This is a genomic window from Vibrio marinisediminis, assembly GCF_014050145.1.
In the GTDB taxonomy this organism is placed as follows: domain Bacteria; phylum Pseudomonadota; class Gammaproteobacteria; order Enterobacterales; family Vibrionaceae; genus Vibrio; species Vibrio marinisediminis.
The window spans coordinates 1-17820 of the sequence record NZ_JACFYF010000010.1 but is presented as its reverse complement, the minus strand read 5'-3'; the positions used below and the strand labels follow the sequence as shown (position 1 = coordinate 17820).

Annotated in this window: 17 protein-coding genes and 1 pseudogene; 7 read left to right on the top strand and 11 right to left on the bottom strand. The window is 45.0% G+C overall.

The genetic code is table 11. The features are described 5' to 3' along the window. The first annotated feature begins 3 nt into the window (after positions 1-3). The 4 genes from purN (at position 4) to H2O73_RS14755 (ending at position 2026) form a co-directional block, all read left to right on the top strand. A complete protein-coding gene (purN, locus tag H2O73_RS14770) occupies positions 4-642 on the top strand; it encodes a phosphoribosylglycinamide formyltransferase (protein ID WP_182109635.1) in 639 nt (212 codons plus the stop codon). A gap of 177 nt (positions 643-819) precedes the next feature. Next, on the top strand, positions 820-1476 hold the full coding sequence (locus H2O73_RS14765; RefSeq protein WP_182109634.1) for a tellurite resistance TerB family protein: 657 nt from the start codon (positions 820-822) through the stop codon (positions 1474-1476). Positions 1477-1628: 152 nt separating this feature from the next. Beyond that, entirely contained in the window at positions 1629-1832 is a 204-nt protein-coding gene (locus H2O73_RS14760) for a YaeP family protein (protein ID WP_182109633.1), read from the top strand. Positions 1833-1834: 2 nt separating this feature from the next. Next, positions 1835-2026 (top strand): DUF4250 domain-containing protein, encoded by a 192-nt coding sequence (locus H2O73_RS14755; protein WP_182109632.1) that lies wholly within the window; start codon positions 1835-1837, stop codon positions 2024-2026. Between the two features lie 71 nt (positions 2027-2097). On the opposite strand, the gene H2O73_RS14750 is transcribed toward H2O73_RS14755, so the two are convergent. Both H2O73_RS14750 and purL read right to left on the bottom strand, forming a co-directional pair. After that, a complete protein-coding gene (locus tag H2O73_RS14750; protein ID WP_182109631.1) occupies positions 2098-2418 on the bottom strand; it encodes a DUF3622 domain-containing protein in 321 nt (106 codons plus the stop codon). Positions 2419-2678: 260 nt separating this feature from the next. Then, positions 2679-6587, bottom strand: a complete 3909-nt coding sequence (purL, locus tag H2O73_RS14745) for a phosphoribosylformylglycinamidine synthase (protein WP_182109630.1) — start codon at positions 6585-6587, stop codon at positions 2679-2681. Positions 6588-6972: 385 nt separating this feature from the next. Between purL and mltF the strand changes: the two genes are divergently transcribed. Together mltF and H2O73_RS22220 are read left to right on the top strand one after the other, a co-directional pair. After that, a complete protein-coding gene (gene mltF / locus H2O73_RS14740; protein WP_182109629.1) occupies positions 6973-8532 on the top strand; it encodes a membrane-bound lytic murein transglycosylase MltF in 1560 nt (519 codons plus the stop codon). Positions 8533-8763: 231 nt separating this feature from the next. Continuing rightward, complete coding sequence (locus H2O73_RS22220; protein WP_281364235.1) at positions 8764-8898, top strand: hypothetical protein; 135 nt, start codon at positions 8764-8766, stop codon at positions 8896-8898. A gap of 70 nt (positions 8899-8968) precedes the next feature. On the opposite strand, the gene tadA is transcribed toward H2O73_RS22220, so the two are convergent. The 7 genes from tadA to H2O73_RS14705 all read right to left on the bottom strand — a co-directional run bounded on the left by tadA (position 8969) and on the right by H2O73_RS14705 (position 15604). Continuing rightward, complete coding sequence (tadA, locus tag H2O73_RS14735; protein WP_438696072.1) at positions 8969-9511, bottom strand: tRNA adenosine(34) deaminase TadA; 543 nt, start codon at positions 9509-9511, stop codon at positions 8969-8971. A 78-nt stretch (positions 9512-9589) separates the two neighbouring features. Beyond that, complete coding sequence (locus H2O73_RS14730; RefSeq protein WP_182109628.1) at positions 9590-10870, bottom strand: hemolysin family protein; 1281 nt, start codon at positions 10868-10870, stop codon at positions 9590-9592. Between the two features lie 111 nt (positions 10871-10981). Beyond that, complete coding sequence (locus H2O73_RS14725; RefSeq protein WP_182109627.1) at positions 10982-12541, bottom strand: AbgT family transporter; 1560 nt, start codon at positions 12539-12541, stop codon at positions 10982-10984. 254 nt (positions 12542-12795) lie between these two features. After that, the gene (locus tag H2O73_RS14720) at positions 12796-13251 is read right to left on the bottom strand and encodes a type IV pilus modification PilV family protein (RefSeq protein WP_182109626.1); all 456 of its coding nucleotides are present in this window, start codon (positions 13249-13251) and stop codon (positions 12796-12798) included. Continuing rightward, positions 13241-14473, bottom strand: coding sequence for a hypothetical protein (locus H2O73_RS14715; RefSeq protein ID WP_182109625.1), 1233 nt, complete (start codon positions 14471-14473; stop codon positions 13241-13243). Before H2O73_RS14715 ends, H2O73_RS14720 begins: the two co-directional genes overlap by 11 nt. Next, positions 14470-15081 (bottom strand): PulJ/GspJ family protein, encoded by a 612-nt coding sequence (locus tag H2O73_RS14710; protein WP_182109624.1) that lies wholly within the window; start codon positions 15079-15081, stop codon positions 14470-14472. The genes H2O73_RS14715 and H2O73_RS14710 overlap by 4 nt, the downstream gene beginning before the upstream one ends. Further along, positions 15059-15604, bottom strand: a complete 546-nt coding sequence (locus tag H2O73_RS14705) for a GspH/FimT family pseudopilin (RefSeq protein ID WP_306464269.1) — start codon at positions 15602-15604, stop codon at positions 15059-15061. The genes H2O73_RS14710 and H2O73_RS14705 overlap by 23 nt, the downstream gene beginning before the upstream one ends. A 66-nt stretch (positions 15605-15670) precedes the next feature. Between H2O73_RS14705 and H2O73_RS14700 the strand changes: the two genes are divergently transcribed. Continuing rightward, on the top strand, positions 15671-16102 hold the full coding sequence (locus H2O73_RS14700; protein WP_182109742.1) for a type IV pilin protein: 432 nt from the start codon (positions 15671-15673) through the stop codon (positions 16100-16102). Positions 16103-16202: 100 nt separating this feature from the next. Here the strand turns inward: H2O73_RS14700 and dnaJ are convergent, their stop codons facing one another. Next, positions 16203-17348 carry a molecular chaperone DnaJ gene (gene dnaJ, locus H2O73_RS14695; protein ID WP_182109623.1) on the bottom strand — a complete coding sequence of 382 codons (1146 nt, stop codon included), beginning with the start codon at positions 17346-17348 and terminating at the stop codon, positions 16203-16205. 304 nt (positions 17349-17652) lie between these two features. Next, positions 17653-17820 (bottom strand): annotated as a pseudogene (locus H2O73_RS14690) (Hsp70 family protein); the annotation flags it as partial.

Here is a 17820-nt window from a genome sequence, read left to right as displayed (position 1 = left end):
CTTATGAAGAGTATTGTAGTTTTAGTTTCCGGAAACGGTACCAACCTTCAAGCAATCATTGATGCCTGCGATGCAAACATCACGCACGGCAAAGTTACCGCGGTTTTCTCAAATAAAGCGGAAGCTTATGCGCTTGAGCGTGCCAAAAAAGCTGGCGCAGCTGGAGTGTTTCTCGATCCTAAGGCATTCGATACTCGTGATGCATTTGATCATGAATTGATGCGCCAAATTGATGGATTCAAGCCTGATTTAATCATCCTTGCTGGCTATATGAGAATATTAAGTGGTGAGTTTGTACGCCATTACCTTGGTCGTATGATCAATATTCACCCTTCTCTACTGCCAAAATATCCTGGATTAAATACCTATCAACGTGCTATCCACGCTGGTGATGAGGAGCATGGTACCAGCGTTCACTTTGTGACTGAGCAACTTGATGGTGGTCCAGTGATCTTACAAGCCAAAGTGCCTATTTTTGACGAAGACAATGTCGAAAGCCTAACTGAGCGCGTGCAAAACCAAGAGCACCGAATCTACCCTATGGTTGCAAAATGGTTTGTTGAAGATCGTCTAGAGATGCGCGAAGGCAAAGCGTTTTTAGATGGTGAACAACTTCATATGCATGGCTACGCCCCCGAATAGCACCTCTTTATTTCTAATTTAGAAAGCGAACATTACGTTCGCTTTTTTATTGCCTAAAAGTTCAAACTTCTTCCATCTGCTTCGCGTATTGCTATTAATCTTCTGTTCATTCTTTGTTTGCTACAGTAAGACTAACCACAAACTCGTCAGTTTCGGCATCAATTAATTGAGGTAATTATGGATATCAAATCTTTGCTTAATCAGGCTCTCAGCTCTGACATTGTTCGCCAAGGACAACAGCAACTAAAAAGCTCATCAACGTCAAGCACACTCAAATCTCTCGGAGCTGGCGCGGTTGGTGGCGGTTTAGTCAACCTACTGATGGGGTCAAAAAAGAGTAAGAAGATGGGTAAAAAAGTCGGTAAGAATGCTTTAAAAGTCGGCGGCGCAGCAGCTCTTGGTGCGTTGGCTTATAAAGTTTATAACGACTGGCAAGCAAGCCAAACCAGCCCGGCAACACCAAGCAATGACACTTTTAACGCTCAAAATAGTATTCATGAACAGTTGATTCTCAAAGCCATGATCGCCGCAGCAAAAGCCGATGGGCACGTTGACGAAACAGAAATGAAGCATATTGAAACGGCCATAGCGCAGGCAGGTGCCGACGAACAACTTAAAACGTTGATCCATCAAGAGCTCAATAAGCCGCTCGATCCAAGCCAAGTTGCTCAACTTGCTACGACACCACAACAAGCTTCTGAAGTGTACCTTGCCTCATTGATCATCATCGACGAGCAAAACTTTATGGAAAAAGCTTATCTACAAGAATTAGCAAAGCAGCTTAACTTAGCTCCGGAAGTGACTCAGCAGCTTGAAATGCAACTTAACCATTGATTTTTATTGGTCTTGGCTGCGGATTCCGCTTTCGATTGCACAAATTTAGTCCAACTCAGACTAAGCCTTGAGGTAGCGCAATCTCAACCTTTGAGTTTGCCAAACACTATGTGTATATTGAGATAAGTTCTCATTTAATTGGAAGTAAAACGATGAAAGTTTACGATTGTTGTGATTTAGTGCGCGAGCTATACGCGCAGATTGGTAGTGGTGATCAAGGCTACATCCCACAAGCTATTACCTGTGCGGTGCGTACATTAAATGAAATTGCAGCCGATACAACTCTCGATAAATCAGTACGTGAAAAAGCCGCTTTCGCCGCTGCAAATCTGTTAATTTCAGATTTTGAGGACTAAATATGGATTTGGCTAAATTTGAAAGCATGGATCCTATCATGCTGATGAGCATCATAAACTTAAAGTTACGTGATGATTTCGCCGGTGATCTTGATGAACTGGTTAAGTTTTTCGATATTGATAAACAAGCTTTACAAACTAAATTAGCCACTGCCGGATTTGAGTTTCTACCTGAGGTTGGTCAATTCCGCTAACCCAGTTTTATCTATGCTAAGAACACAAAAAAACCGCCGTTCGGCGGTTTTTTTTCGATTAAGAGCAATGATTACTCTTCTTCGTCGTCAGCTTCTAACGCTGCTTCCGCACGCGCACGCAATGCTGCTGCTTTGCGTTTTGCCGTTTCAAGCTCTTGGCGTTCTTGACGCTCAACACGTTGTTGGCCTTTACGCTCGTTACGTTCTGCTTGGTTCTTAACAAAACCTAGCAACTCGTTCTCAGCCCATGCTTGCGCAAGTTCTTCAGTTTCAAAACCAGCTTCACGCTTAGAGACTACTGTCTTACGTGATGTTACTTGACGAGTGATTTCTGCAGTCCAACCAGCGCGCTTTTCAGTCACGCGAATTGCGAATTTTTTGTTTTTAGACATTTCAATTTCCTAAGGGATTATTCAGGGATCGGTCAACTTGATAACTCCATCGAAGCTGAGCTGTTTAACACCATCCCTTGGTAAGCGCGGTATTAGAACATAAAAGATCCTAGCGTGCTGCAATTATTTTATGCTTTCCTAATAAGATCTCGATCACAAACTAGTTCAATATCGCTCAAAGGCATATTTATCAGCTTGTAGCGAAAAAAACGCAGCCTTATTAGGCTGCGCTCTGTTATCTCAAAGACCACTCGCTTACATTAGCCAATGTTCTTACGGGCATTTTGGAATAAACGCATCCACGCACTATTCTCGCCCCAGCTGTCTGGATGCCATGAGTTTGCAACCGTTCGGAACACTCGCTCTGGATGCGGCATCATAATCGTGACACGCCCATCAGCAGTCGTTAAACCCGTAATCGCGTTTGGCGAACCATTCGGGTTATTTGGGTACTGCTGGGTTGGGTTGCCATGGTTATCAACATAACGCAATGCGACTGTGCCCGACGCTTCAATTGCATTTAAATGTTCGCCGTTACGCACTTCCACGCGGCCTTCACCGTGTGAGACTGCGATTGGCATACGCGAGCCCGCCATACCATCAAAGAAGATTGAGTCTGATTTTTGTACTTCAACCAAACTAAAGCGTGCTTCAAAACGCTCCGATTCATTGCGTACAAAACGAGGCCATAACTCAGCGCCTGGGATCAACTCTTTCAAGTTAGACAGCATTTGACAGCCATTACAAATACCCAGTGAGAAGGTATCGTCACGGTTGAAGAAGCCCTCAAACTGTTCACGCGCCTGAGCATTGAATAGAATGGATTTTGCCCAGCCCTCACCCGCTCCAAGTACGTCACCATAAGAGAAACCACCACAAGCGACTAAGCCGTTGTACTCTTCCAATACCGCTTGACCAGTTAGAATATCACTCATGTGAATGTCAGTAGCTTCAAAACCCGCTCGGTCAAACGCTGCGGCCATTTCAACATGCGAGTTTACGCCTTGCTCACGTAGAATTGCCATTTTAGGCTTCGCGCGTTTTGCAATATATGGCGCCGCAATGTCTTCATTCACATCAAAACTTAGTTTCACGTTCAGACCAGGGTCTGAGTTGTCTTTCTTCGCTTCAAACTCTTGGTCGGCACATACTGGATTGTCTCGTAGACCTTGCATTTTATGCGTGGTCTCAGCCCAGATGGTGCGAAGCTCAGTACGTGAGCGCTCTACAATCACTTCATCACCCGATGTAATAATGAGAGTATCTGACTCTTCTACACGACCAATAACATGAGAACACGCTTCTAAACCATGCGCTGCGAGTGTCGACAGTACAGAATCAAGGTCTTCATTTCTAACTTGAACAACGGCACCTAGCTCTTCGTTAAACAGAGCCGCTAGCGTATCGTCACCAAGCTCTGCAATATTTGCATTTACGCCACAGTGCCCTGCAAAAGCCATTTCAGCCAATGTCACAAACAGACCACCATCACCTTTATCGTGATAAGCAACCAACTTGTCATTGCGCACTAAGCTTTGCATTGCGTCAAAGAAGCCTTTCAATTGCTCCGCGTTATCAACATCAGCTGGCTTATCACCCAGTTGCTTGTATACCTGTGCCAGCGCCGTTGCGCCCATGCGGTTTTGCCCATTACCTAAGTCAACGAGTACTAGTGAAGACTCGCCAAGCCCGTGTAACGTTGCCGGGGTACGAAGTTGCGGAGTTACCGTCTTGCGTACATCTTCCACACGACCGAATGCGGTGATCACCAGTGACAGCGGTGAAGTCACCTCTTTGTTTTCACCGTTCTCTTCCCACTTGGTCTTCATCGACATCGAGTCTTTACCTACTGGGATAGTTAACCCTAGCGCTGGACATAGCTCTTCACCAACGGCTTTTACCGCTTCGTACAAACCAGCATCTTCACCTGGGTGACCCGCTGGTGACATCCAGTTTGCCGACAGTTTGATGTGTTTAATATCGCCAATATCCGTACCCGCAATGTTGGTCAGTGATTCACCAACAGCAAGACGCGCTGAAGCACCAAAATCCAACAGTGCGACTGGTGTACGCTCACCCATCGACATCGTTTCGCCATGGTAAGTATCATAACTCGCTGCAGTGACTGCGCAGTTAGCGACAGGAACCTGCCAAGGACCAACCATTTGGTCTCTGGCAACTAAGCCTGTTACAGAGCGGTCACCAATGGTAATCAAGAAGGTCTTTTCAGCGACCGTCGGTAAGCGAAGCACGCGATCAACTGCGTCGTTAATTTCGATACCATCACGATTAATCGCTGGGCTTTCAACTTTTAACGTTGTTGCATCACGGTGCATCTTCGGTGCTTTGCCTAGTAGGATATCCATAGGCATATCGATTGGCGTATTGTCGAAATGTGAGTCTTCCAACGTTAGATGGCGCTCTTCTGTCGCTTCACCGACCACAGCATAAGGTGCGCGTTCACGCTTACAGATTGCGTCAAACTCCGCCATGTTTTCTACGGCTACCGCTAAAACATAACGCTCTTGTGATTCGTTACACCAGATCTCAAGTGGGCTCATGCCCGGCTCATCATTTGGCACATCGCGTAGTTGGAATTTACCACCACGCTCGCCATCATCAACCAACTCTGGCAATGCATTCGAGATACCGCCCGCACCCACATCATGGATAAAGGCAATCGGGTTTTGCTCGCCAAGCTGCCAACAGCGATCTATCACTTCCTGACAGCGACGCTCCATCTCTGGGTTTTCACGCTGAACAGATGCAAAATCAAGGTCTTCTGCTGATTGACCTGATGCCATTGACGAGGCTGCGCCGCCACCTAAACCAATGTTCATCGCTGGACCGCCAAGCACAATTAGCTTCGCGCCAACTGGGATCTCTTTTTTCTGCACATGTTGGTCGCGGATATTACCTAAACCACCAGCAATCATGATCGGCTTATGATAACCACGTACTTCCTCACCCGCATGAGAAGTCACTTTCTCTTCATAGGTACGGAAGTAACCCAGCAAGTTCGGACGACCAAACTCATTGTTAAATGCCGCGCCACCTAGCGGACCATCCAGCATAATATCCAGTGCTGTAACAATGCGACCTGGCTTACCGAAATCCGTTTCCCATGGCTGTTCAAAGCCAGGAATACGCAAGTTTGAAGTAGTAAAACCAACCAGACCAGCTTTTGGTTTACCACCAATACCTGTTGCGCCCTCGTCACGAATCTCACCACCCGAACCGGTGGATGCACCTGGCCATGGTGAAATTGCCGTTGGGTGGTTATGTGTTTCTACCTTCATCAGGATGTGGGCATCTTCATGATGGTAATTGTATTGACGAGTCTCAGGATCAGGGAAGAAGCGACCGACTTTTGAACCTGCCATTACCGCAGCATTATCTTTGTAGGCTGACAGCACATGATCTGGTGTCACTTCAAAAGTGTTCTTAATCATCTTAAACAGAGATTTCTCTTGCTCCACACCATCAATTGTCCAATCAGCATTGAAAATCTTATGGCGACAGTGCTCTGAGTTTGCTTGGGCAAACATCATCAGCTCAATATCATTTGGGTTACGGCCTAGTTTAGTAAAGCTTTCGACCAAGTAATCAATTTCATCTTCAGCCAAAGCAAGACCAAGGGAAACGTTTGCTTCTTCAAGCGCAAGGCGACCACCAGCCAAGATATCAACATCTGCCACTGGTGCTGGCTGTGATACTTTAAACAGTGTGTCAGCCGCTTCAAACTCAGTGAATACGGTTTCCATCATTCGATCATGGATTAATGCTTTTACTGCTTCAATTTGCGGTTGAGAAAGCTCAACTGAAGATTCAATATAATACGCCGTGCCACGCTCAAGACGTTTTACTTTGTCTAAGCCACAGTTTGTTGCGATATCAGTCGATTTAGAAGACCAAGGTGAGATTGTGCCGGGACGTGGGGTAACAAGAAGCAATAAACCTTGCGGTTCATGTTCTTCAATCGTTGGACCATAGGTAAGTAGCTTTTCAAGCTTCTCACTCTCTGAGGCATTGAGATCTGCCGTCAAATTAGCAAAGTGCATAAACTCTGCGTAAATAGCGCTCACAGGTAACTGCTGTTCACGGCAAAGGTCTAGTAGCTTGTTAACACGAAACTCGGAAAGAGCTGGGGAGCCACGCAAAATTCTCATGTACTTAGGTCTCTCTGCAATTGATTAAGGTGATATTGGAATAAATTCAGATAGTTAATAAACATTCATCGATAACTTATGCCGATTTCACCTCGGGTTGCGGGCGCATTATAAAGGATTTATTTTTGTGATGTAACATCAAAAGCAAACGTTTGCTTTATTTTTTTGTCAATTTTGAAATACAACCGGTTCACGTAATATTGCTCAACGCTTGTCCTGCTTGAGATTGCTGCACCCACAACTGCGGAACCCGCCACAAATAGCGGCATAAACTTTTTTGCACACCACCGAAAAATCTAGCTGTGCTCGCGATAGCTTCAGCTTTACTTTGCCTTACTCGTCGACTCTGATATAAAGGCCGTACATGAAGTACGAGAAACTATGAATGAGTAGCCAATTTCTTAATAAAGTACGAACTTATCTGCTATTTACTATCAGCGCGATGATGTTGGTGGGATGCCAGATAGAGTCGGCACCCAAAAGCGATTTAGACCAAATTCGTGAACGCGGCGTATTGCGTGTAGGCACACTAAACAATCAACTTTCATACTACATCGGTCCTGATGGTCCTGCCGGGTTGGACTACGAAATTGCACGTCAGTTCGCGCAAGAACTTGGCGTACGTTTAGAAATGAAACCGGCTTATCAAATTTCGAATCTTTATCCAGCGCTTGAAAAAGGTGAGATAGACATTATTGCTGCCGGCTTAACTCAATCCCCTGATCGATTGAAACGCTTTAGACCCGGTCCTGCTTACTATTACGTCAGCCAGCAGTTGATCTATAAAAAAGGGCATTGGCGACCACGTAATTTGAGCCAATTGCTTAAGAAGCAAGCATCACTGATTGAAGAGAATGACGGTAAACCTGTAGTCACTATCGTTGGTGATTCTCACTTCAAGCAAACCTTAGCGACGATTCAAACAGAGCACCCTGACTTTAAGTTCACTATTAATAAATCGGCCGATGTCAGTGATTTGCTCAAACAGATATCAGAAGGCAAAATACGCTTCACCGTTGCCGATTCCGTTGAAGTATCACTTTCTCAACGTATCTACCCTGATGTCGCCACCGCCTTCGAGCTTACTGAAGACCAACCTACGTCATGGTTCTTACGTCGTTCTGATGATGAAAGCCTGTACGCGATGGTGATTGAATTCTTTGGTCACTTAAAGCAATCCGGTGATTTAGCTCAATTAGAAGAGAAATACATTGGTCATATCGGCAGCTTTGATTACGTCGACACCCGTGCGTTTATTCGTGCATTGGACAACAAACTGCCTAAATGGGCACCACTATTTAAAGAGTATTCAGAAGAATTCGATTGGCGCTTAATTGCCGCTTTGGCCTACCAAGAGTCACATTGGAACCCAGTTGCTAGATCGCCAACCGGTGTGCGTGGCATGATGATGTTAACTCTACCAACGGCAAAAAGTGTTGGGGTAACCAATCGACTTAACCCTGAGCAATCAATTAAAGGGGGAGTGGAATACTTACGCCGCATGGTAGCTCGCATTCCTGATTCTATTGAGCAGCATGAGAAAATTTGGTTTGCCCTCGCCTCTTACAACGTAGGCTACGGACACGTAATGGATGCCAGAAGGCTCACCAAGAAACAAGGTGGCAACCCTGACCAATGGGCTGATGTAAAAGAGCGCTTGCCATTACTACGCCAAGCGAAGTACTACAGCCATACCCGCTATGGTTACGCTCGTGGTGACGAAGCGCGTAATTACGTTGAGAATATTCGTCGTTATTACCAAAGTATTATCGGTCATGTTGAGCAGCAAACGCCTGACGAAGGTGATGTGAATATTAACGATTTAGCGGTAATAGAGGTCACCCCACAGATGCTTTCTGCGGCGCAAGGGTCTATTTCCGATGCCTCAGGGTTAACAACTTCTGCTGCGGTTGAGTCGTCAAATACAAGTAACCAAACTAACTAAAACACTGGTTACCTATTCTAAATCAAGGGAAATCTCGATTTATGCAGATTTCCCTTGAATTCTTTGCTGCAATCCATACATACTCACTGCCCTTCGAGAGTTTAGATAAATAAACTGTCATCAATTTCTGATACAAATCTAAATATGTAGAAGCGTGTTCTCATCAACTTTTGGTGGGGATCATTTCGGTTTTAACCGGTAATGCAATTTGTATTATTTGGAGGTTGTTTTATGCGAAAACGTAGCATGCAATCAAAACGCCTTAAAAAGACTGTTGCCGCTAACCGCCGTAAACGCAAACTAGCAAACAACAAGAAAAAGGTGATTGCTCGCCATCGTGCATTTGTGCAATTGTCTAGCCTCTAGTTCTTTTTGAATTAGACTGGCTTGAAAAGTTAGCAAACATATTTATATGTTTGCTAACTGAATTTCCTTTCTATGACTCGCTTTTTCCTTGCTTACTTAGCAACTTATCCTTTGCCTTCTTTAACGCTTTAATCTGTTTACGACGACGCCTAAAAAACGTTTGCAACTGTTTACGACATTCATCTTCCAGCAGCCCTCGTTCAACGGTCGCGTAGTGATAAGCGGCTTGATGTTCAAACAGATTTAATACTGTGCCTGCCGCCCCCGCTTTAAGATCCGGAGCGCCAAAAACGATGCGTTTCACACGGCTATGCAAAAGCGCGCCAGCACACATAGGACAAGGCTCTAACGTCACATACAGCGTCGTATCAAGCAGTCGATAGTTTGATAGCGACTGACCCGCTTTACGCAGCGCTTGAACTTCTGCATGGGCAGTGGCATCGTGGCAACTAATCGACTGATTCCAGCCTTCTGCGATAACTTCGCCATCTTTGACCAGCACGGCACCCACAGGGATTTCTCCCTCTTTTTCTGCTTGAGCGGCTAATGCCATGGCACAACGCATGAAATGCTCATCGAGTGCGGAAAATTGCTGAGACAAACTGGGCTCCAACTATAGAAACAAATATAAAAAAATAGGTATGCCGCGAAGCATACCTAATCTTAGCCTTATAACACAACCAAAGAGAGTTTAGTCGTTTTGATCTTGCTCAAGCGGCGATGCTTTCACACTCACAATACGGTTATGCTCAACCAGCAAAACTTCAAACTGCCATTGCTGACAAGTGATCACTTCACCTTGCTCAGGTAAACGTCCCACTCGCCAAGTGAGTAATCCATTTAAAGTTTGAAACCCTTCATTTTCCCCCTCTAGTTCAGAGAGCTCTAAACGATTTTTAACCTCACTAAGAGGAATCGACGCATCTAATAACCAGCCATTTTCAGTAGGTTCTGCCCACAAATCATTTGGGTTATTCGATAGCTCGCCAGCAATTGCTTCCAATACGTCGTAATGAGTCACGACACCTTGAACGTCACCATACTCATCGACGATAAACGCCATTTCACTGCCCGACTCTTTAAAGTAAGTAAGTAGGCGCAAACCTTTCATTGATTCAGGAATATAGACTGGCGCTTTACACAACCCCACGATAACCTGCACATTCAGCTTGTGCGCTTGATTAAGCAGCGCCTTAGCAGAGACGGTACCAACCATCTTTTCTAGATGCCCTTGGCATACAGGGAAGACCGTGTGCTTGGTTGAGCGAATACGTTTGAGTAACTGCTCTATAGGCTGATCAATATCGAGAAAATCAATATCTCGACGCGGCGTCATCAATGAACTGACTAATCGGTCATCAAGCTGCAAGATATTGCGGATCATCTCTTGCTCGCCTTGTTCAATCGCACCTGACTCAGAGCCCTCACGTACAATGGCGTGAATATCATCTTCTGTCACGCTGTCCTCTTGGTTTCGTTGACCAAGCAATTTAAGCAAGGTTTCTGTTGACCAAGAAAGTGCAAATACAAATGGAGTCGTGATTTTCGAGACCCAATAAATAGGCAATGCCACCAGAACCGCGATCGTTTCTGCCTGCGATTGAGCAAAACGTTTCGGCACCAACTCACCCACAACAATCGCGAAGTAAGTAATACCCACAACGACAATTGCAGTAGAGAATATATTTGCCTGAGTGGCTTCAATACCCCATAACTCCATTTGCTGGGCTAAAGGCACCGAGAGCGTCGCTTCACCGACAATACCGCTCAACAGACCGATAACCGTGATACCTATTTGTATGGTAGAGAGGAAACGAGTGGGATCTTCTTTTAAATCCAGTGCGACTTGAGCAGCTTTATGCTTTTCAGCCATGCGTTTCAATCGACTCGTTTTTGCAGCAACTAATGCGATCTCAGACATCGCAAATAAACCGTTTAAAACAATTAACCCTACTAAAAGCAGAATTTTCATAGTTTGTTATTTTCCATGTATAACGGCATGTGCCGTCGCATGCAGTGTATAGCGAGTCGCAGATAAAAAAAAGCCTACCCGGTTGGGTAGGCTTGTAACCATTTGTGTCGCTTACATTGTGTAAGTGTATGGCGCTTGTACACCTAGTGGAATACCAATCATCCAGTATGCGATTAGGAAGATAGACCAACCAATTAGCATAGCGATAGAGAATGGCATCATTAGCGATGCTAGCGTACCGATACCTGTCGACTTCACATAACGCTGACAGTACACAACCACAAGCGGGAAGAAGACCATTAACGGGGAAATGATGTTCGATACTGAGTCACCAACGCGGTAAGCCGCTTGAGATAGCTCAGGAGAAATACCCACCGCCATCAACATTGGTACAAGGATTGGACCAATTAGTGCCCACTTCGCCGATGCCGAACCGATAAGTAGGTTTACAGACGCCGTCAGTAGAATCATACCCACGATTGTCGCTTCACCTGGTAGGTTCATAGCCTTCAGACCTTCCGCACCGTATAGCGCCAACATCGTACCGATGTTTGACTGTGCAAATGCCGATAGGAACTGCGCACAGAAGAATGACATAACAATGTAAGCACCCATGGTCGACATGGTATTTGCCATTGCTTTGATAATGTCATTGCTGGTCTTGAACGTGCCAGATACACGACCGTACACGTAACCAGGAATGATAAATAGAATGAAGATCAGCGGAACGATAGAACGCATGACTGGCGCAGAGAACGCAGTAATTTCACCTTCTGGCGAACGCAATGCCGATGTTTCAGGCACTAGCGCAGCAATCAGCAGTGCGATACCCGCCATCATTGACCAACCCGCATAGCGGAATGCTTTCGATTCTAGCTCCGTGAATGAACCTAGATCCGGTGCTTTTTCAGCATCTTCATCGATAGGTGTATTCGCTAGACGAGGTTCAATAACTTTCTCTGTTACATACCAACCAATAGCAACGATAACGACTGATGAAAGACCAGTGAAGAAAATGTTCGCCAGTGGGTTAACAATGTACTCAGGATCTAGAATTTGAGCCGCTGTCTGGGTAAAACCAGCCAACAATGGATCAATACCTGAAGGAATAAAGTTTGCAGAGAAACCACCCGATACACCAGCAAACGCAGCTGCGATACCCGCCAGCGGATGACGACCCGCAGCGTGGAAGATGATACCACCTAGTGGAATAACCAACACATAGCCGGCATCCGCAGCGGTGTGCGACACAATCGCAACCAGGATCAGCATAGGTGTTAATAGTTTCGCAGGCGTAAAGTTAAGCATTTTCTTTAGGCCGGTAGTAATAAAGCCTGAAGAGTCCGCCACACCAACACCCAGCATTGCAACGAGAACGATACCCAGTGGAGCAAAGCTTGTAAACGTCGTCACCATGTTAGCTAAAAAGTTAGCCAGAGACTCACCCGTTAGCAAGTTAGAAACGGTTAGAGCATCACCAGTTCGAGGGTTGACTAGATCGAACGTAACATTCGATAAAAGTGCTGATGTTACCCATGTAATCATTAACGCCCAGAAGAACAGGATCGCTGGATCTGGAATTTTATTGCCGACGCGCTCAATAGCGTTTAGAAAGCGATCCATACCCTTCGGCTTTGGCAATGGTGCTTTATTTGCAGCTTGGTTACTCATGGTAATTCCATATGTGATGTTGTAATTGCCGGTGACCTTTAGAAATAGTTTTAGTGGTCTTTAGCTAATTAAGCATTTTATTAAATACATCACACAAAAGCACATCACCCCGAAAGAAAAACTACATTTAGAGACCTAATTTGCAAATTTAACAACGCTCCACAACAATAAAGACACACATCAACATCACATAAAATACAATGACGAAACCATTTCGAAACCTTTACCGTATTTTTCGTGCTAGAAACATTTTGTTACATATCAAATTCGCTGTATTTTGATAGTTTTGTTGATAAAGAAACCGCATGAGATGGACTTAATTCTATGTAATCCGCGACACGTTTATTCCAACTCACCGTTACTGTGACATTTTTAAGCTCTCCAGATAAAATCCCCCCGGCGTCCTCAACTTTACAACTTATGGAGTAAATGGAGCCACTTAACTGATCAATTCCATGACCACAATAAGCGGGTAAAGCCAGCTGTGAAAATGCCACCAATCCGGTACTGCCAGCTGTGTCATTGGCTCGAGCACGAAACAGCTCTAACTGTCTTTCAGCAAAATGCACAGCTTCGATTTGCTGCAAGGTAAATGTGGCTTTTTGTTCTAGATTAGCTTGTAACTTTATTAATCCTAATGCGGCAATAGTGATCAATACGAGCGATACCATCACTTCAAACAAACTGAACCCGTTCTGCTTATAAGTCACTCCATGATCCTTTCAGCCATACATACGAAGAAGAACCGCCCCCGCTACCTGACGCAGAGCGATCATATTTGAACACCATCGAATTGAAGAAGTAAGTCGATGTATTGGGTAAATCGAGAATTAAGCCTCCGGTGCTGACAAAAGAGCCCGCTTGAAAATGCGCCACTGACGACTTATGGCTCGCCGGTAAGTAGATGCCGCTGGTTGTTCCACTCCAGTTCGCCGTCAAGTCCACTGGTGTTGAAGGCTGATAGAGGTGATACATCGCCCCATAAAACACCACCGCCGAATAAACACCAAAGACACCGTTCTCTACAACGAGCTTTCTTGGCGTGTTAGGTAGCAGCGTCAAAGCGTGCCCACTTCCAAGATCGCAGTCTCCTTGAACCCACACCTTGTCAGTTGAAGCAAAAGCATTAGCAATTAGTTGATCACAATTGCTTTTTGAGCCAGCAATAACTTTGTAGCTAGCACGAACATCGTTAAGCTGTGAACGAGGAGAACCGAAGAAAGACCGAAAAGGGTCCAAACTGCTGTCTTTTATCATGTCATTCTTAAAATGCACTTTGCTTGGATCTGAGGCGCTGTTTTTGCTAACACTGAGATTAGTTTTCGTCGACTGGTGACAAACCCCTGCATAGCCAGCATAAGGACCATCATTTAATGGGTTGACCGTCTGCAACCCACTCCCTGAATAGGTGTAATCAATCTCTTGTGCATAACGAATCGCCACACATTCATCCTGACCATCGATCTTTTTCCCTGTCACGTCCGGCCATATTTCTAGTGAACCATTTAAAATAAGCGGTCCTCGAGATTGAATCACCCCACTGCCCGTCCCAACAAGCTGAACAATGGTCTTGCTGATTAGATCCACCCCATCAAAGCGGTAAATCAAACGGTAATTGCTCAATGCATCGAGCTTGGTGAATAACGACTGTCGACTCGTATCCGATAAGCAGATATTTTGCACAGCCGCAAACGCTGCATGGCTACTGCCTTGCGTAAGATTTGCGGGGTCTTCTGACATGGTTTGAATATAAGTGAACAAACATTCGATCGCGCCTTCAGCCTGCCAATGATTCACTCGCGATTTCAATTCGTTTTGCCCAACTTTTATTTGGTGAAAAGTGGCTCGATAGCTCCCCATCACCAACAACAACATCGCTGAAAGCAGAACAGACGTCACAATGATGGTTACCGCACCGCGTTGTAAATTCATTGCCAATTCCTTTGCTTAATATCGACTGCGAGTTGACGCTGATAGGCGTTATCGACGGTATGTGCTGATATAGAAAGATGCCAAATAGCACTGGTGGCATTGGTATTGATCAAAGGGGTAGATGACAATGCAAACGACGTTACTTGAACAATGTTTTGATCCAATAAAGAGCGACAACTTGCAATGTCGGTTAATGCTTTTATCTCACTTTTAACCAATACTCCCTGCTCACACAAAATCAGTTTGCCATCATTTAAGTAATAGCGAAGGCTACGGTAATTCTTGTTGTCGACCATCTGTCGGTAATACGCCATACCAAATTCGCTGCCACCATTTTGCGTAATGACACTTGTCGCGCCTGATAAGGTTAAGCTTTGCCCTTGGGCACTATCAAAGCCCGCGCGTTGAATATCTTCTTCAATGGTCTGAAACGTACTGGTGAGAGACTGTAATAGATTAAGTTGTTGGCTTTTTTGATGCGCTACATTCTGTGCGGAAATAAAAATTGAACCTATGATCCCAAGCGCTACACCTCCAATCGCAGCAGAAACAATAAATTCGATGACGGTGAAACCTTTGACGGAACTAACTGCAGGATGGGTAGCCATAGGCAGCTCCACTGGTTGCACAAACCTTGATTCTTCCCGGTGGGTTCGCCATCACAGCCTTAAGTCTATTTACCGTATCCGTAACAGAGAAAAATTCGATTGTGCCCCCATTAGGACGACCTCGAACTTGGTCGAAAGTAATGTAAGCAGGGTTATAACTGTGGCTGATCTCTATCTTATTGAACGGTGCGCCGCTGAAGTAGAGCAACTGATTACCAGTGGATGAGGCTGAGTCAGTAAGCTGGATATACCAACTACCGTTAGAGATGCTATTGTCGGTATTAAATGAAAAGTGGACATACAGTTTTTTGTTCCGCGTCACGGCTTCAGACTTAGCTTGAACCAAAAAGCTATTGAGCTCACTCGCTAGTCGCTTCATCTTAACTCGGCTCATGATTCCATCAAAACTAGGAACCGCCATCAATAAAAGGATGGAGAGAATCGCAATAATGATCGTCAGTTCAAGAAGGTTAAAGCCTCGACCCATTTCCCAAAATCCTTTGTAAACAGCGTGGCTGATCATTTCAATCTTGCTTTGATGCTAACAGTAATCAAAATTGAGCTGATGGATAAACAGGAACTCCTCGAAATGGCTCTGATTATTGACTGCAAAGTAAGAAAAAAACATCTAAAAGCAATGACATTGATCGAACTGCTGATTGTAGTCGGAATAATCGCCTTACTCGCCTCATTCGCCTATCCTACTTACCAAACACAACTGATTCAGGGGAATCGAGCAGCGGCTCTGAGTGATCTTGCTCGAATTCAACTCTACTTGGAAAACGGCTATAACGGTGGTTACAGTGATGCACGCGACGTCATTATGTCAGGGGGGAGCTGCCAGCTTTGCGACAGTAACAGTAGCGATTATTTAATTACGATAACGGCAGATAGTCAGAGCTATACCATTAGTGCCGATCCACAAATGAACCAAGAGCAAGATGCTTGTCTTAGTAACCACAATGATATCATTACCCTTGATCACTCCGGTCACGGGAGACCTGAAGCCTGTTGGCAGTGAGAATAGCTTTAAAACAGAACCCATCAGCCTCAACCTAATCTCTAGATGTAAAAAAAGCCTGCTAGTAAGCAGGCTTTTTTAAATATGCTGTATTAACCAATTAGCTGGTTAAATCATCGAAGAATTTCTTAACGCCATTAAAGAAACCTTCAGATTTTGGCTTATGCTTGGTAGCCGCATCACCACCACATGTTTCTTCAAACTCTTTTAGCAGCTCTTTTTGACGCGCGCTCAGGTTCACTGGCGTTTCGACTACTAGCTTGACGATCAAGTCACCAATACCACCACCGCGAACACCTTTAACACCTTTACCGCGCATACGGAACATACGACCAGTTTGAGTCTCTGTTGGTACTTTTAAATTTACGCGACCATCAAGGGTAGGCACTTCAACTTCACCACCTAACGCTGCCATAGCAAAGCTTACAGGCACTTCACAGTAGAGGTTGTTGCCTTCACGTTCGAAAATATGGTGCTCTTTAACATGGACTTGAACATACAAGTCGCCCGCTGGAGCGCCCATCTCACCCGCTTCACCTTCACCAGATAAACGAATGCGATCACCTGTGTCCACACCTGCAGGGATCTTAACATTAAGGGTTTTGGTTTTCTGTTTGCGACCTTGACCATGACACTCGTTACAAGGGTCTTTGATGATCTTGCCTTTACCATGACAAGTAGGACAAGTTTGTTGAACAGCAAAGAAACCTTGGCGCATTTGCACCTGACCATGACCATGACACGTACCACATGTATCAGCTGAAGAACCTTTCTTCGCACCACTACCGTTACAAGAATCACAATGCACTAGTGTTGGGATTTCAATCTCTTTTGATACGCCACGAACCGCCTCTTCAAGAGTCAGTTCCATGTTGTAACGTAAATCGGCGCCGCGTTGTGCACGTTGACCACCGCCGCCACGACGACCACCGCCAAAGATATCGCCAAATACGTCACCAAAAATATCACCGAAATCAGCACCGCCGCCACCAAAACCACCGCCGTAGCCACCGCCACCTTGTTCAAAAGCCGCATGACCATATTGGTCGTACGCCGCTTTCTTTTGCGGGTCAGTTAGGATTTCGTACGCTTCTTTTACTTCTTTAAACTTGTCTGACGCAGTTTCATCACCCTGATTGCGGTCAGGGTGGAATTTCATCGCTAAGCGTTTGTACGCCTTTTTAATATCGCGTTCTTCTGCATCACGGCTTACGCCTAATACTTCGTAAAAATCACGTTTTGACATGCTTTTCGTCACCAATTCTTTGCTACAAATAGCCCTAAACATTAGAGCCATTTATTGTTTATCTCATTCTAGCTAAAAGCTTTTCACTCAATTCCAGATCTAAACTCTGGCAAAGTACTTAGCTAGAAAGACAACCTTCATTAACAAACATACGGGCGTTAGAGTTACCTCTGACGCCCGCATCGTTAGATTCTAAAAACGATTTATCTAAGCTAGAACGCGTTAGTTCAAGGAGAGAGCGCGCAGCTTACAAGTGTAAGTGAGCACTCTCGACATAGAAGTCACACGCTATAGCGACGATAAATTATTTTTTGTCGTCTTTAACTTCTTCGAATTCCGCGTCTACAACGTCATCTTCTTTAGATTGAGCGTCGCCAGCATCAGCGCCTTCAGCTTGTTGTGCTTGCGCTTGTTGCTGAGCAATTTCCATTAGCTTTTGAGCCGCAGCCATTAGCGCTTGTACTTTTGCGTC